Below are 14,987 nucleotides of genomic sequence, written 5' to 3' on the forward strand. Positions count from 1 at the left end.
TAAAAAAAGCATTGTTACAAAATACAAATTTTATAACAATGCTTAATTTATTGTTTAATTTTTAGTTATTACATCATTCCCATGCCTGGGTTCATAGGCATTTGAGGTTCTTCTTTTTCTTTGATGTTTGCAACTGCTGCTTCTGTTGTCAGTACCATTGCTGCAACTGAAGCTGCATTTTGAAGAGCTGATCTTGTAACTTTAGTAGGGTCTACGATACCTGCTTCTTTCATGTTTACATATTCACCTTTAGAAGCATCAAAACCAACACCTGATTCTTTGCCCTTTACTTTTTCCACAATTACTGAACCTTCAAGACCAGCATTTTCTGCTATTTGTCTTAGTGGTTCTTCTAGAGCTTTTAGAATAATATTAGCACCAGTTTTTTCGTCGCTTTCAAGTTCTTCTACAACTTCTTCTACAAATTTAACAGTGTCAACAAGTACAGTTCCACCACCTGCAACTATACCTTCTTCTACTGCTGCTCTTGTAGCTGCAAGTGCATCTTCTATTCTAAGTTTTCTTTCTTTAAGTTCAACTTCTGTAGCTGCACCAACTTGAATTACAGCAACTCCACCTGAAAGTTTTGCAAGTCTTTCTTGTAATTTTTCTGTGTCAAATTCAGAATCACTTTCTTCAATTTGATTTTTGATGTGGTTGATTCTATTTTGAAGTTCAGATTTATCTCCAGAACCATCAACTATAACAGTAAGTTCTTTTTCAACTCTAACTTTAGATGCAGAGCCTAACACTTCAACAGTAGCATCTTTAAGATCTTCACCTAAATCAGAAGACACAACTTTACCGCCAGTTAAGATTGCAATATCTTGAAGCATTTCTTTTCTTCTATCGCCATAACCAGGTGCTTTAACTCCAACTACATTAAGTGTTCCTCTTAATGAGTTAACAACTAAAGTTGCAAGAGCCTCTCCTTCAATATCTTCTGCAATGATAAGAAGTGGTCTTGATTGTTGTAGTACTTCTTCTAGTAGTGGAAGAATATCTTGAATATTTGTAATTTTTTTATCTGTAATTAGAATATATGGGTTTTCAAGTTCTGCAACCATTTTATCAGTGTCAGTTACCATATATGGAGATAAATAACCTCTGTCGAATTGCATACCTTCGACAACTTCTAGGCTTGTTCCCATAGATTTACTTTCTTCAACAGTGATTACTCCATCATTACCTACTTTTTGCATTGCATCAGAAATAAGATCTCCAACATTTTCATCTGCTGCAGAGATAGATGCAACTTGAGCAATTGCCTCTTTAGAAGAAACTTCAGTAGAAAAGTTTTTAATTTCTTCAACAGTTTTATCTACAGCTTTTTTAATTCCCTTTTGTAAAACCATTGGATTTGCACCAGCTGCAAGATTTCTCATACCTTCACGAATAATAGCTTGTGCTAAAAGTGTTGCAGTAGTAGTACCATCACCAGCAACATCATTTGTTTTAGTAGCCACTTCTTTTAGAAGTTGAGCTCCCATGTTTTCAAATTTATCTTCACATTCAATTTCTCTTGCAATAGTAACACCATCATTTGTGATAAGTGGTGCACCATACTCTTTATCTAAAATAACATTTCTGCCCTTAGGTCCAAGTGTAACCTTAACAGTATCAGCAAGTTTGTTAATTCCGTTGATAATTCCTTTTCTTGCATCAGCTGAGAATTTAATTTCTTTTGCCATTTTATCCTCTCCCTTTATTATTCAATAACAGCTAAAATATCTTGGAACTTGATAATTGTATATTCTTCTTTTTCAACTTCAATATCAGTTCCAGCATATTTAGAAAATACAACCTTGTCTCCGACTTTTACAAGCCCTTTCATATCTTCATCTGTATCTAATTTATTACCTGTAGCAATTACCTCAGCAATATTTGGTTCTTCTTTCGCTGAAGAAGGAAGAACAATACCTGAAGCAGTTGTCTCTTCTTTTTCTATTTTTTTGATAACTAATTTATCATCTAATGGTCTAAGTTTCATATAAATAAACCTCCTATAAAAAATTTAGCACTCAATTAGCTCTTCTGCTAATATTTATAATAATACATAACTTTTAAATTTTCAAGTATTTAGAAAATATATTTTGTCAAAATTAGATAAAATATTTGAATAACTTTTGATTAATTATCAAATTAAAAACAAATTTGATAATTATTATAACTATTTAAAATTAGTAGTATATAATTAAGTAGAATAATTATATCAATTATCAAATAGCATAAATTAGCCATTGCAACTAGATGTTTACAATTTGAATACCTAGAGTATATAGAATGCAACCACAATATTTAATAAAATAAAATCACAAGGAGGCGAGAAAAATGATTTTTGCAGATAAATTAATCAATCTTAGAAAGAAAAATAATTGGTCGCAGGAAGAATTAGCAGAAAAGATGAATGTAACCAGACAATCAGTTTCAAAATGGGAAGGAGCTCAATCAGTCCCAGATTTAGAAAAAATAATTAAACTATCGCAAATATTTGGAGTGAGTTTAGATTATTTATTAAAAGAAGAAATTGAAGACGAGGAGTACTTCGACTACGAAGAAGAAACAAGAGTCCGCAAATTTACTCTAGAAGAAATGCACGAATATGTAAAAATACGATTTGAAAACTCCAAAAATGTAGCAACAGGAGTTTATTTATCAATAATATCATCAGTACCATTATTGTTGCTACTTGCAATTAGTGAATCCAAATATTTCCCATTAACAGATAATATGGCCACATCATTTGGTTTAATACTATTGATAATATTTATATCGATATCCGTTGCCTTATTTATCACAAGTTCAAATAAAGAGAAAAAATATGAATTTATGGAAACAGAAATATTCGATACCGCATATGGAGTGGACGATTTAACAAGAGAAATGCAAAACGAATACAAAGATTACAATAATAAACAAAATATAATAGGAGTTGTATTATGTATACTTGCGGTCATTCCAATATTTGTAACAATAATAACAGAAACTATTCCCGACTATATAATATTAATAATGGTGGCAACAACATTAATCATAGTTGGAACAGGAGTTTATATACTAGTCAAAAACTCCATAGTATCAGAAACCTATGATCGAATATTACAAGAAAATGACTATACAATAGACAAAAAAGAAAACCCATCAGTAGCAGGAAAAATCTCTACAATATATTGGTTAATATCCGTAGCAATATATTTAGGATATAGCTTTACGACAAATAATTGGGATAAAAGTTGGATAATAATAACAATACTTGCAGTACTATATCCAGCATTGATGGCCTTAATAAATATAGTAGAAGATAAAAATAAATAAAAATATGTGAAGTGACCAGAAAAATTTGGTCACTTTTTATATTTTTTTTTAAATAAAGTGATTTTATAAGAATAATTATAGAGAATGATTATTTTTATAATTTTAGTATGCACTCATGTAAGAGGAGCGACCATACAGTAGAGATAATACCTGATGCATTAACAAATTTCAATCCACGATCCTACACGAGGAGCGACCGTAATTTTTCAGCATTTTACGGCTAATATAAGTTTTAATTATAATATTTAAGGTTTAAAACTATTAAAAATACCTTTTTTCTTTCGAAGCCTCAAGATTTTCATGTGTAACTGAGGTTCTATAGTATTAATAAATCATTATCAAGGTTATAAGTTTCATCTTTTCCTAAACTTTTAACCCTATGACTCCAATTTTTGCCTAAGTTATAAAATCTGATACTATCTTTTTCATCATCAATTATATCATAAAGTATTTTCTCCAATGAACGTAATTGAGATGGATCTAAACTACATTCAAAAACTGAATTTTGAACTCTTTGTCCATAATTTACACATTGTTTTGCTACTTTCCTTAATCTTGTTCTACCTTCTTTTGTTTCGGTATTCACATCATAAGTTATGAGAACCATCATATTTAATTACCTCTTATCATAAATGGAGGATAACTGTCCAAACCTCCTCTAATATGCCTATTTAATAACCTCGACTGTACATGTGGCAATAATCCTAATTTAATTTTTTCACCAAGAAATGGATGTGTAATTTCTTGGTGTTTATTTTCTTGCCAATATTTTAGTACTTTCCCTCTACCTTTATCATTTAATAAGACTGCTCCATTTTCTTTTACTTCAAAGTCTTTTATATTTATTATCCTTAAATTTATAAGTGATAAGCATAATCTATCAACCATATATGCTCTCATTTCCTCACATAAATCTAACGCCATGGAAATTCTTCCAGGTCGATCAACGTGCATAAATCCTACATAGCTATCTATGCCCTCTGCTTCAAGTGCCGATTGACAATCATAAGTTAATATAGAGTAAAGATATGACAATAGTGCGTTGACTCTATCTAATGGTGGACGTCTATTTCTCCCAATAAAATAGAAATCTTCTCTTTGTTGTATTATCGTTTCGTCAAATATATCAAAATAAGCTCTAGCTATGACTCCTTCTAATCCTCTTAAACTATCTTTATCGTTAGAAAATTTAACATCAATTAATGTCTCATCTATTAGCTCTAATGCTTTATTAATCCTAGGTATATCGACTATATCTTTATGATCTTTTATAAAGTTTTTTATAATTTTCTTTGAATTATAACCTTTTGCATAAATAATATTTCTAAAAAAACCAACAGAATGTTCATCATCTGCCATTCTATACTGTTCTCTTCTAACAAGAACATTTCATACACTTGCAGAAACATATCTACCACAGAATTTTCCTTGAAGAGTTAAAAATGAAATTATTATATTATTTTCTCCACATAATTTAACAAGATCCGGACTAGCTCCTTGATAATTGAAACATATTATACCTTCTAAGATATGAATTGGAAACCTTCCTATAACTTCACCATATTCTTTTATTACAATATTCCCGCCCTCTTTTGCAAGATACGCTTCTTCCCTTGTAACATATAAGGTGTTTAAAAGTTTCTTCATATTATTCTTTATTCTCCAAAAATATAATTATAAACAGATTTCTTCTTTTTAGTAATGCGTGGCATGCATAAATCGTAAAGTGAACATAATGTACAATTCTTAAAATATTCTGCATCTGGAGTTATTCTATTATCAAACATTTTGTGCATCTCTTGAGCTGTCTTATATACAAATTCCCTTTTTTCTTCATCTATTTCTACTTCTAACCTTTTATTGGTTTTAAAGTAATAAATATAGGATTTATTGATTTTACAAGATAAATCCTCTTCCAAAGAGATTCCCTGCGCAATTAATTGAGAAATGTCTCTTAAATCCGGTTTTCTTTTCCTCTTTTATATTCTACTATATATGGTGTCCACTTTCCTTTTTTACCTGGAATAATGATGCCATTCTCATCTTTTAGGAATTCTATGACATCAATTATACCAATTAATCCAAGTTTCTTAGAAGATATTGGGACAGCTCGAGAATAAAAAATATTTTTCCTTTTTCCTTTTATAAAAGGGTCATCAACTTTTTCATGTTTCAAGCGATCTTTCCATTATGGCTTCATGTTTTTTCATATTTCTATCTTGAGCCATATCATCTCTATCTAAATTCCATTCAAAATGAAATTTAACTAGATATTCGACATTTTCTAACACTGTGATGTAATTTAAACCTGGAGAGCCATTATTATATAAAGCTCGAGAGCCCATAGTATGAGTTTTTATTTGATTAATTACCTTTACTTCATCTACTACATTTCGTAGAACAGGTTTAAAATATCATGCATCTACTATTCCGTGTAGGGCTTGCCTTGTTGGTATTGAGTATGTGAAGGATTCAGATCCACCTTTTGACTCGGGAGAAGTATATAACGCGTAATCACCTGTGATTTTAATATAAAAGTATTTGGATTTTTCCATATAGCACCTCCTTTATTTTCTCTTTTAGATGTTAATTCCTACTTCGGTTATAGTATGTTGAGTATAATAGGTTTTGTCAAGCATATTTGTTTTATGTTATAACATATGTTTAACAGTAAACTGTGTGGATTGAAATGGTTATAGCATATTGAGATTGTATCATCTAAATATTTCATCAACTTATCTTCTATTTTTTGGATCTTTATATACATTAACTGTATATGGTTGCAGTTTTTTCAAGACTCTTTTAATTTTTAATAAAATATTTCCATCATAATTTTTTCATACTCATTAATATTTTGTATTAATTCTTCAATTGTTTCATCATTATTACCATAATAAACAATTACATCTCTTCTATTAGCATCATCATCAATCAATTCAAACTTATCTGCAATTTTTTAAATGGATTTGCAATCATATTTTCAGGATTAATCTTCTGTGTATTAATAGAGTTTTTAAATTTAAAAGGTCTGTTTCCTATTGACATCAATTCAAATAAATCTGTATCAACTTTTTCAAGTGAATACCCCATCTTTTTTATATTATTACCAAAATACATATTATAGAATCTATCGTTTAATTTATTTAAGTCGATATCTTCATTTTTTTTCGTGTCCAAATAATAACAAATTTGTTGTCTCTTTTTTATCATGAATACCTTTTAATCTTCTTGTAGATTCTATTTGATTAGGCAAATAAGCAAGCTTTACAATACCTTTTTCTAACTTACCACCTCTGTTTACTCTGCCGTCAGATTGCATAATTGAATCTATACCAGCAAATGATCTAATAAGCATATTAAAATCCAGATCCACGCCAGCTTCAATTAACTATGTACTTGAACAAACTACAGGTAAATTATCCTTTAACATGATTTTAATTTTTGCAATAATATCACGTCTATGCTCTGGACAAAAATCAGTAGATTAGGTAAAAACAGTATTTATTGCTACCTCTTACTTTTTCAAAAATATCTTTCGCAACTTTCTTCGTATTGACAATCACAAGTCTGGATTTATCTTTATTTCCTTGCAATTCTTCTACAATATCGTAAACTGTTGCAGAATCCTCTTTTAAAAGATTAACCTTATTTCTTTCAAATACTTTATAATCATTTTTCGTCATTTCATAAAGTTTAGGTTCTTCACCTTTTAAACCACCATAATCAATTTTGTATTCAATATTTTTATTATCAAAAGTCGGTTGTGTTGCAGTGCAAAGCACAAGATTTGCACCCATGACTTTAACTAAAAAGTTAGCGATTAAATTGAATATATACGTAGTTTCTATTGGAAGTGATTGTACCTCGTCTACAATAATCACAGAATTAATTAAAGAAGCAAATCTCCTTAAATTTGCAGATTTCCCTTTTATTAAAGAATTAAAAAACTGAACCATAGTAGTAGCTACAATACGTTCATTCCAGGTCTTCATAAGATATTCCTTATTCTTAAATTCTATTGTGTCTTCATAATTTTCATCATAGTTTTCATTATCATCAACAACATTTGAATGATGTTCAAGGACATTTTCTTCACCAAATACATTTTTTAGTTCTTGTGCATTTTGCTCTAAAACAGATAAAAATGCGGTCACATAAATGAGTCTTTCAAATTTTCCAGTAGATATTGCTGCAGCTGCATATCTTGAAGATGCTAAAGTTTTTCCAGATCCTGTAGGGATATCTAATTTATATATACCAGGACCATTCTCTAACCCTCTGTTTTTAACTACTTGAGAAATATTTGTTTTTATTTTATTAATTTCTTCAGTTGGTTTTCCAAATTTTTTATAAGTTTCTTCTATTGAATTTAAGAGTTCTTTTCCACTTATAACATTTTTATCTTTTACAATTATTTCCTGAGTAGCATTAATTGTATCTGTCACATCAGCCGTTTTAATTATCGATAAGAGAAGTCTTACCATCATAAATCTATAAAAATAAATTTGTTCATTGTTTATCTTTTCCCCCTGAAAATTGGATATAACTAAATCATATTCTTTATACGCTCTCAAAAAACATTCTTGTAATGTTATTTTTCTTTTTTCAATAACTTCTTTTTCTAAACTTTCAACAAAACTGAGCACCTCTTCAGCATAGTTGTAATCACCCTTTGAATTACAAAAAAATTTATCATATAATGTATTTATGTATTCATTATCATTTTTTTGTGTCCAATCTAAAAATATCATATAAACCATGATGAGCACTTATCACATAAGCGCCAATTTCACAAAAATTAGAAAAGTTATTGAAATTTGGTTTATATAACTTTTCAGCAAGATGATAAAAAAACTTAGCTCCTGCACTTGAATGTATGACTCTATCATTAGTCAAATTAATAATTTTATGTTGACAACGTCTGTCTGCTTTGCCAATATCGTGCAGCAACCCTAGAATATAAGCAAATTCACCTAGACTTATTTTATCTCCTATTTCTTTACAGTGATTCGCAACATTCATAGCATGTTCAATAAGACTTTGAACATTTCCTTTATTGTCTTTATGAGCTATAATCATACCTTCACCTCCAATAAAATTATACCACTCTCGAAAACCTTTTCCTGAATATTGTAAATAATTATTAATATATTTAATTTTTAAATAAGGGATTCGTCACTAAAGACAAATCCCCCCTATTTTATAAACTCAAACTCTCTATATCTCTTTTTAATTTTTTATACACATCTTCTATATCTGCATCTGTAAGCTGTGGATGTATTGCACAAAATCTAAGTGATGTTTTGCCTCTAAGAGTCGTTGTGTAATAGACTTCTTCGTTTCTTTTTGATGCTATTTCTGATAGTTTATGGTTAATTTCATTTAATTCTTCTAATGTGTATTTTTCATTTACATATCTTACATTAATAGTGCTAAGCATAGCTGGGGAAATTATTTCAAAGTCTTCATCTTTTTTAAATAATTCTTCAAATTTTTTGGCATTTTCAAATCCTCTATCTATAGCTTCTCTAAATGCTTTGGTGCCGACTCTTTGCAATGTATACCAAAGTCTCATTCCTCTCGCTGGACAAGTTAATTCTATACCTATGTCCCAAAAATTAATATTGGAATCTTGTGATTCTACATCTTTTAAATATTCTGGATTGGCATTAAATGTTCGCGCCATAGCTTGCCTGTCTTTGCATATTATTGTTGCACATCCATAAGACTGAAATAGCCATTTATGCCCATCCCAACTTATTGAATCTGATTTTTCTATTCCTTTAAATAATTCTTTATGAGATGATAAAAGGCCACTCGCTCCATATGCTCCGTCAACATGAAACCAGCAATTATATTTTTTTGCTATTTTTGATATTTCTTCAAGTAAATCTATTGACCCTGTATTAGTTGTCCCAGCTGTTCCCACTATTAAAAATGGTATGAATCCGTCTTTTATGTCTGCTTCTATCTGTCTTTTTAAATCTTCTACATCCATTCTAAAAATATCGTCAGTTTTTATTTTTCTGATATTTAGAAGAGGAGTGCCCATTATATGAATTCCCTTGGCTACTGATGAATGTGTCTGATCAGATATATAAACAGTTCCTTTTGGTATCTCTTCATCTTTCAGTTTTTCATTTCTAGCAATTACCGATGCTGTTAGATTTGCCATTGAGCCACCTGATACAAAAATACCACCCAATTCTTTTACTGGATATCCTATTTGTTCACCCATCCAATTTATTAGCCATTTTTGTGCAATTGCTACTCCTTCACTGAGAACATGTGCCCCACCATAGGGGGAATGAATTGAGTTTATTATGTCTCCAACTACTGATACTGGAGAAAGAGCCAAAGGTATGAACGAAAAGAATTTTGGATGATTTTGTATTGTTCTATATTTATAAAGAAGTCTATCCATTTGTTCTATTACTTCACGTGGTTCTCTGGGTTCTTCTCCAAATTTTATAGATTTTATTTCATCTTCTCTTTCTTTTGGAATTGGATTTAATATCTTCTTATTACCGACATCTATTTGTCTTTGTATTATTTCTGGCAAGACTTCTCTTAGTAAGTTTTGTGCTTCTTGCCAATCATATAATAATTTTAGATTGTCCATTCTATTCCTCCATATAATTTTTTCATTTCATGTAATAGTGTATCACTTTTTTTGATATTTTGAGTGATATTTTAGCTATTTATTTAATTTTGAACCTTCCCTTTGCACTAAAAATGCCTAAATTTTTGCATCAAATTAAATGCAGATTATTCTTTAATAATTGTATTTTCTAATTAAATATGATAAAGAATTGAATATAATTGAAATATAAAATTTAGCTTTTTTATTTTTTCATTTTTGTTTAAATGTGCAATCCAAAAATTTTATTTATTCAGTTGTGATTATAATCTTATTTTTGATGATATTGCTAACTTATTAATTTTGTGATAATCTTTTTTTGAGGTGAATCATGAATAAGGATGTTTATTATACTGAAATTATAGATAAATGGATAGATAAAAATATGGAAGACGATGAGGCCAGCAAAAAATTTGACAAACTCAATAAAATAATGATTCCAATTTATAATTTTATTTTGGCGTATTCTAATTATTTTAATAAGCGTCGAGATTACGGCAAAGGCCCAAAAATGACCATGATTGAAATTCATATCCTCACTCAAATATCTGATAATCCAGGTATTACAGTTACCGAACTAGCTAAAATTTGGAATATAACTACTTCTGCTATTTCTCAAACTGTTCGAAAATTAATAAAACAAGAACTAATATATAGGAAAAATTCAACCACTGATGGCAAAGTTTTTCATCTTTTTACTACAGCACTTGGCAAAGAGGTTTCAATATCACATAAAAAATGTGATAATGTCGATATTGTAAAGACAAATAAAAAATTACTTGAAAAATTTTCCGTTGATGACCTTATTAAATTCAATGAGATATGTGAATTTTATTACAATATTTTATATAATTCAGATAATGAATAGGTAGAACTTGAGCAAAACTCAAGTTTTTTTTTGCTCATTTTTCACTTTTAAAAAAATTTTTATTTTTAATGCAAAATCTCTTTAATTATTTCTATTTTTGTATTATAATATGTATAAAATAAAAAGTGAACAAAGTTCAGAAATTTATCCAAATCCTGAATATCCTTGTTTTATTCGGGTAGAATAATTATAGAGTTCACATTACTATATTAATATTTTGATATTTAAAACTAAGTGAACCTTTTTATTTTAAAATACATTTTAATGTATTATCAAATTCACTGTAACTCTAGAGAGGAATTAGATAAAGTTTTCACATACAAATTTTTGTATATGTTATTAGGGTTTTGTGTACGGAATCTATAATGAAGTTATTGCCTTATTTAACAAACTTAATTTCCTCTAAGGCATTCTTTATAATAGTATAATCTTGTTTTTCGTATTATTTTTATAATACATTTTTTAAGACTAAGGAGGTCTAATTATGGATACTATGCTTAAAGACAAAGCAACTAAAACTGCGTTTTCCATGGCTGTTGACCTTGCATTCAAACACATTAAAAAAGATCCTCATAAGGGAATGGTTGATGTGGTCAACATCTTTGATAATTATTTAATGCCCGAATCAAGCGAGATGAACAGTGGTAAAGAAGCTATCGAAAGAATGAGAAAAGAAATGGCTGATCCTAATTCTAAATGGGTTTCATTTGGTACGGATATTATTAATGAAATAGATGAAAATATAGTTAAAACTTTCGTCATGAATACTGGTTACAATGCGGCATACAAAGGAAATAATTTGCGTTGTAAATTACAAAAAGAGCATGACTGTAATATTCCTTGGGCAATTCTGTTTGATCCTACTTCTGCTTGTAATCTAAAATGTAAAGGATGCTGGGCTGCTGAATATGGACACAAAAATAATCTTACTTACGATGAAATGGCAAGTATTGTTAAACAAGGAAATGAACTTGGCACTTACTTTTTTATATTGACAGGCGGAGAACCTCTTGTCAGAAAAGATGACATAATAAAACTTGCTGAAGAATTTAACGATAGTGAATTTCATATTTTTACAAATGGAACATTAATTGATGAGAAGTTTTGCGAAGACGTCAAAAGAGTTGGTAATATTTCATTTGCACTGAGCATCGAAGGCACAGAAGAATCAACTGACTTTAGACGTGGTGATGGTGTTTACCAAAAAGTTATGCAAGCTATGGACTTAATGAAAAAACATAAACTTCTTTATGGTGTTTCTATTTGTTATACAGGTCAAAATTATAAATATGTTACTGATGATGATTTTATTAAAATGCTCGTAGAACATGGTTGCAAGCTTGCTTGGTATTTCCACTATATGCCTGTTGGTGCTGATGCTGATGTAAGTCTTTTACCTACTCCAGAAGAGCGTGAATATGTATATCACAAAGTTAGAAAAATACGTTCTGCTGAATATCCAAAAAATATTTTTACTATAGATTTTCAAAATGATGGCGAATTTATCAACGGATGTATTGCAGGAGGCAAGAATTATTTCCATATAAATTCTTTGGGTGATATGGAACCTTGTGTGTTTATTCATTATTCTGATTCTAACATCAAAGACAAGACTATAAAAGAATGTTTGACAAGTCCTTTGTTTATGGGATTTCACAAAAATCAACCATTTAATAAGAATTTATTAAAACCTTGCCCAATGCTTGAAAATCCTGGTAGACTTACTAAAATTGTTAATGATTCTGGTGCCAAAAATACAGATTTAATTGCTTCAGAGAGTGCCGAAGAATTGCAAGAAAAGACAACACCATATGCAAAAGCTTGGAACAAAACTGCAAATAAATTGTGGTCAACTACTCGCAATAAATAATTTATAAAAGTGATAAAAGAGTCCTAATTGGTTAGGGCTCTTTTATTTTTAGTGTGACATATTTAAATTTATTATGTAATATTTTTAAACTCAATTTTGTTGAAATCATGCCATTTCATGTGTTCCATGAAATTTGTTATTATTTTAACTTATTTGATAAGTGTTATTAATTAGTTTTAATGGATATATATGAATTGACTGATTTTTTCTATTTTGTTTAAGGAGTGTTTACATGAAAAGACCAGAAGTTAATTTATTAGAAAAGTACGATTTGTTTATAGACGGAGAATTTGTAAAATCTTCTGGAGGACAATATTTTGATTCAATTTGTCCTGCAGATGGCAATTTACTTGCCAAGGTAACTGAAGCTACTGAAGAAGATGTTGATAGAGCTGTTGATGCTGCATGTAAGGCTTTTGAAAGCTTCAAGAAAACTACTAAAGTTGAGAGAGCTAAACTTTTAAATAAGATTGCAGATATAATAGATGAAAATGCTGAACATCTTTCTATGGTTGAAACTCTAGATAATGGTAAACCTATAAGAGAGACATCTGGGGTTGATATTCCAGAGGCCGCTGAGCATTTTAGGTATTTTGCTGGAGTTATTTTAGCAGAAGAAGGAACGCTAAATGCATTTAACGATAATACTATTTCTCTTGTTCTGCGTGAACCAATTGGGGTTGTAGGACAAATTATTCCATGGAATTTTCCATTCTTGATGGCAGCTTGGAAGATTGCACCAGCTCTTGCAGCAGGGGATACTATTGTGATTAAACCTTCAAGTTCCACTTCTCTTTCACTTTTAGAACTTGCAAGACTTATTAAAGATATATTGCCTAAAGGTGTTTTAAATATAGTTACTGGTACCGGCTCTAAGGCTGGTGAATATGTGCTTGCCCACAAAAAACTATCTAAACTTGCATTTACTGGTTCAACTGAAGTTGGATATAATGTGGCAAAACACGCTGCCGATAAATTAATTCCTTCAACTTTGGAATTAGGTGGCAAGAGTGCAAATATATTCTTTGATGATTGTGATATGGATCTTGCAATAGATGGACTTGCACTTGGTATTTTGTTTAATCAAGGTCAAGTTTGCTGTGCTGGTTCTAGAGTTTTTGTACAAGAAGGAATTTATGATGAATTTGTAAAACGTGCTGTAGAAAAATTTGAACAAGTAAAAGTAGGATTACCATGGGATCCTGAGACACAATTAGGTGCACAAATAAATGGCAGACAAAAACAAAAAGTTTTAAAATATATTGATATTGCAACAGAAGAAGGGGCAAAAATTATAGCCGGTGGTAAAGAATGTGTAGAAGGCGATCTTGCCAATGGTCATTTCACTATCCCGACTTTGATTGCAAGTGTAAATAATGACATGAAAGTCGCTCAAGAAGAAATCTTTGGCCCTGTTGCTGTTGTGATTAAATTTAAAGATGAAGAAGAAGTAATAAAACTTGCCAACGACTCCGAATATGGACTTGGCGGTGGAGTGTGGACAAAAGATATCAATAAAGCTTTAAGAGTTTCAAGAGCAATGGAAACAGGACGTGTTTGGGTAAACACTTATAATACAATCCCTGCTGGAGCTCCTTTTGGTGGATACAAAAAATCTGGTATAGGCAGAGAAACTCACAAGCTTGCACTTGATGCATACAGTCAAGTTAAAAATATAATTATTGACACATCAGAAAAATCTCCAGGACTTTACTAAAAGTTCTTTTATACAAATTCCTAATGGGCTAGGCTTTTTTTGCAATAAAAAAAGGGCTTAGCCCTCTTTTGATATGCACCCTTAAACACGGACATTAATATTTGATTTTTACTAAGCGGACTGAAGCCTAAATTCAATAGGTGAAAGTCCGTTTAGTTTTGCCTTAATTCTATCATAGTTATACCAGTTAATATATCTTTCTATTTCTCTACATAATTCATCTACGCTAGTATATTTAATTCCATAATACATTTCTTGTTTTAACAACCCAAAGAAGTTTTCCATAGGAGAATTGTCTAGACAATTCCCGCATCTGGACATGCTTTGTATAATTCCATTTTCTTCCAGACATTTAACCCAAGATATATGTTGGTAATGGAATCCTTGGTCTGTGTGAATCACTAATTTATGTTTAGACGGAAGCTTAGCTATCGCTTTTCTTAAAGAGTTGTTGGTAAAAGCTACGTTAGGTGATGTACTTAAACTAAAGGAAATAATCTCGCTGTTAAATAAATCCATAATCGGAGATAGATAGAGTTTAACGTCTGAGTTATGTATCTTAAACTCAGTAACATCA

The 14,987-nt window shown here is 30.1% G+C and carries 18 protein-coding genes and 1 pseudogene; 4 read left to right on the forward strand and 15 right to left on the reverse strand.

Going from position 1 to position 14,987, the window contains the following annotated elements:
• Positions 1–68: 68 nt before the first annotated feature.
• The gene (groL, locus tag ABID14_RS06225) at positions 69–1,691 is read right to left on the reverse strand and encodes a chaperonin GroEL (RefSeq protein ID WP_354368247.1); all 1,623 of its coding nucleotides are present in this window, start codon (positions 1,689–1,691) and stop codon (positions 69–71) included.
• Between the two features lie 17 nt (positions 1,692–1,708).
• Positions 1,709–1,990, reverse strand: a complete 282-nt coding sequence (locus tag ABID14_RS06230) for a co-chaperone GroES (protein ID WP_354368248.1) — start codon at positions 1,988–1,990, stop codon at positions 1,709–1,711.
• Positions 1,991–2,331: 341 nt separating this feature from the next.
• On the opposite strand from ABID14_RS06230, the gene ABID14_RS06235 reads away from it, so the two are divergent.
• The gene (locus ABID14_RS06235; protein WP_354368250.1) at positions 2,332–3,315 is read left to right on the forward strand and encodes a helix-turn-helix domain-containing protein; all 984 of its coding nucleotides are present in this window, start codon (positions 2,332–2,334) and stop codon (positions 3,313–3,315) included.
• Positions 3,316–3,631: 316 nt separating this feature from the next.
• On the opposite strand, the gene cas2 is transcribed toward ABID14_RS06235, so the two are convergent.
• The 12 genes and pseudogenes from cas2 to ABID14_RS06295 all read right to left on the reverse strand — a co-directional run bounded on the left by cas2 (position 3,632) and on the right by ABID14_RS06295 (position 9,937).
• On the reverse strand, positions 3,632–3,925 hold the full coding sequence (gene cas2, locus ABID14_RS06240) for a CRISPR-associated endonuclease Cas2 (RefSeq protein ID WP_354368251.1): 294 nt from the start codon (positions 3,923–3,925) through the stop codon (positions 3,632–3,634).
• Between the two features lie 2 nt (positions 3,926–3,927).
• Positions 3,928–4,962: pseudogene (gene cas1c / locus ABID14_RS06245) on the reverse strand (type I-C CRISPR-associated endonuclease Cas1c).
• A gap of 8 nt (positions 4,963–4,970) precedes the next feature.
• On the reverse strand, positions 4,971–5,234 hold the full coding sequence (locus tag ABID14_RS06250) for a CRISPR-associated protein Cas4 (RefSeq protein WP_354368253.1): 264 nt from the start codon (positions 5,232–5,234) through the stop codon (positions 4,971–4,973).
• 35 nt (positions 5,235–5,269) lie between these two features.
• Positions 5,270–5,491 carry a hypothetical protein gene (locus tag ABID14_RS06255; RefSeq protein ID WP_354368255.1) on the reverse strand — a complete coding sequence of 74 codons (222 nt, stop codon included), beginning with the start codon at positions 5,489–5,491 and terminating at the stop codon, positions 5,270–5,272.
• Positions 5,481–5,684 (reverse strand): Cas5 family CRISPR-associated protein, encoded by a 204-nt coding sequence (locus tag ABID14_RS06260; protein WP_354368278.1) that lies wholly within the window; start codon positions 5,682–5,684, stop codon positions 5,481–5,483. The genes ABID14_RS06255 and ABID14_RS06260 overlap by 11 nt, the downstream gene beginning before the upstream one ends.
• Positions 5,685–5,729: 45 nt before the next feature.
• The gene (gene cas5 / locus ABID14_RS06265) at positions 5,730–5,870 is read right to left on the reverse strand and encodes a CRISPR-associated protein Cas5 (RefSeq protein WP_354368257.1); all 141 of its coding nucleotides are present in this window, start codon (positions 5,868–5,870) and stop codon (positions 5,730–5,732) included.
• A 254-nt stretch (positions 5,871–6,124) separates the two neighbouring features.
• On the reverse strand, positions 6,125–6,250 hold the full coding sequence (locus tag ABID14_RS06270) for a hypothetical protein (RefSeq protein ID WP_354368260.1): 126 nt from the start codon (positions 6,248–6,250) through the stop codon (positions 6,125–6,127).
• The gene (locus ABID14_RS06275; RefSeq protein WP_354368262.1) at positions 6,247–6,492 is read right to left on the reverse strand and encodes a hypothetical protein; all 246 of its coding nucleotides are present in this window, start codon (positions 6,490–6,492) and stop codon (positions 6,247–6,249) included. The genes ABID14_RS06270 and ABID14_RS06275 overlap by 4 nt, the downstream gene beginning before the upstream one ends.
• A complete protein-coding gene (locus ABID14_RS06280; protein WP_354368263.1) occupies positions 6,473–6,688 on the reverse strand; it encodes a hypothetical protein in 216 nt (71 codons plus the stop codon). The genes ABID14_RS06275 and ABID14_RS06280 overlap by 20 nt, the downstream gene beginning before the upstream one ends.
• A 103-nt stretch (positions 6,689–6,791) precedes the next feature.
• A complete protein-coding gene (locus ABID14_RS06285) occupies positions 6,792–8,066 on the reverse strand; it encodes a CRISPR-associated helicase/endonuclease Cas3 (RefSeq protein WP_354368265.1) in 1,275 nt (424 codons plus the stop codon).
• The gene (locus ABID14_RS06290; RefSeq protein ID WP_354368267.1) at positions 8,035–8,394 is read right to left on the reverse strand and encodes a CRISPR-associated endonuclease Cas3''; all 360 of its coding nucleotides are present in this window, start codon (positions 8,392–8,394) and stop codon (positions 8,035–8,037) included. Before ABID14_RS06290 ends, ABID14_RS06285 begins: the two co-directional genes overlap by 32 nt.
• Before the next feature lie 121 nt (positions 8,395–8,515).
• Entirely contained in the window at positions 8,516–9,937 is a 1,422-nt protein-coding gene (locus ABID14_RS06295) for a pyridoxal phosphate-dependent decarboxylase family protein (protein ID WP_354368269.1), read from the reverse strand.
• Positions 9,938–10,286: 349 nt separating this feature from the next.
• Between ABID14_RS06295 and ABID14_RS06300 the strand changes: the two genes are divergently transcribed.
• The 3 genes from ABID14_RS06300 (at position 10,287) to ABID14_RS06310 (ending at position 14,410) form a co-directional block, all read left to right on the forward strand.
• A complete protein-coding gene (locus ABID14_RS06300) occupies positions 10,287–10,823 on the forward strand; it encodes a MarR family winged helix-turn-helix transcriptional regulator (RefSeq protein WP_354368271.1) in 537 nt (178 codons plus the stop codon).
• A gap of 484 nt (positions 10,824–11,307) precedes the next feature.
• Complete coding sequence (locus tag ABID14_RS06305) at positions 11,308–12,693, forward strand: radical SAM protein (RefSeq protein WP_354368272.1); 1,386 nt, start codon at positions 11,308–11,310, stop codon at positions 12,691–12,693.
• Positions 12,694–12,925: 232 nt separating this feature from the next.
• A complete protein-coding gene (locus tag ABID14_RS06310; protein ID WP_354368274.1) occupies positions 12,926–14,410 on the forward strand; it encodes an aldehyde dehydrogenase family protein in 1,485 nt (494 codons plus the stop codon).
• Positions 14,411–14,521: 111 nt separating this feature from the next.
• Here ABID14_RS06310 and ABID14_RS06315 read toward each other — a convergent pair.
• On the reverse strand, positions 14,522–14,987 hold a 466-nt coding region (locus ABID14_RS06315), incomplete at its 5' end, for an IS3 family transposase (RefSeq protein ID WP_354368276.1).

This window comes from Peptoniphilus olsenii, assembly GCF_040545475.1.
Lineage (GTDB): Bacteria > Bacillota > Clostridia > Tissierellales > Peptoniphilaceae > Peptoniphilus_A > Peptoniphilus_A olsenii.

Excerpts from the sequence above, each read along its gene's own strand:
- cas5 (WP_354368257.1), bottom strand. The coding sequence starts at position 5,870 with ATGGAAAAATCCAAATACTTTTATATTAAAATCACAGGTGATTACGCG.
- ABID14_RS06230 (WP_354368248.1), bottom strand. The coding sequence starts at position 1,990 with ATGAAACTTAGACCATTAGATGATAAATTAGTTATCAAAAAAATAGAA.
- ABID14_RS06310 (WP_354368274.1), top strand. The coding sequence starts at position 12,926 with ATGAAAAGACCAGAAGTTAATTTATTAGAAAAGTACGATTTGTTTATA.
- ABID14_RS06290 (WP_354368267.1), bottom strand. The coding sequence starts at position 8,394 with ATGATTATAGCTCATAAAGACAATAAAGGAAATGTTCAAAGTCTTATT.
- ABID14_RS06295 (WP_354368269.1), bottom strand. The coding sequence starts at position 9,937 with ATGGACAATCTAAAATTATTATATGATTGGCAAGAAGCACAAAACTTA.
- ABID14_RS06285 (WP_354368265.1), bottom strand. The coding sequence starts at position 8,066 with ATGATATTTTTAGATTGGACACAAAAAAATGATAATGAATACATAAAT.
- cas2 (WP_354368251.1), bottom strand. The coding sequence starts at position 3,925 with ATGATGGTTCTCATAACTTATGATGTGAATACCGAAACAAAAGAAGGT.
- groL (WP_354368247.1), bottom strand. The coding sequence starts at position 1,691 with ATGGCAAAAGAAATTAAATTCTCAGCTGATGCAAGAAAAGGAATTATC.
- ABID14_RS06305 (WP_354368272.1), top strand. The coding sequence starts at position 11,308 with ATGGATACTATGCTTAAAGACAAAGCAACTAAAACTGCGTTTTCCATG.
- ABID14_RS06235 (WP_354368250.1), top strand. The coding sequence starts at position 2,332 with ATGATTTTTGCAGATAAATTAATCAATCTTAGAAAGAAAAATAATTGG.
- ABID14_RS06300 (WP_354368271.1), top strand. The coding sequence starts at position 10,287 with ATGAATAAGGATGTTTATTATACTGAAATTATAGATAAATGGATAGAT.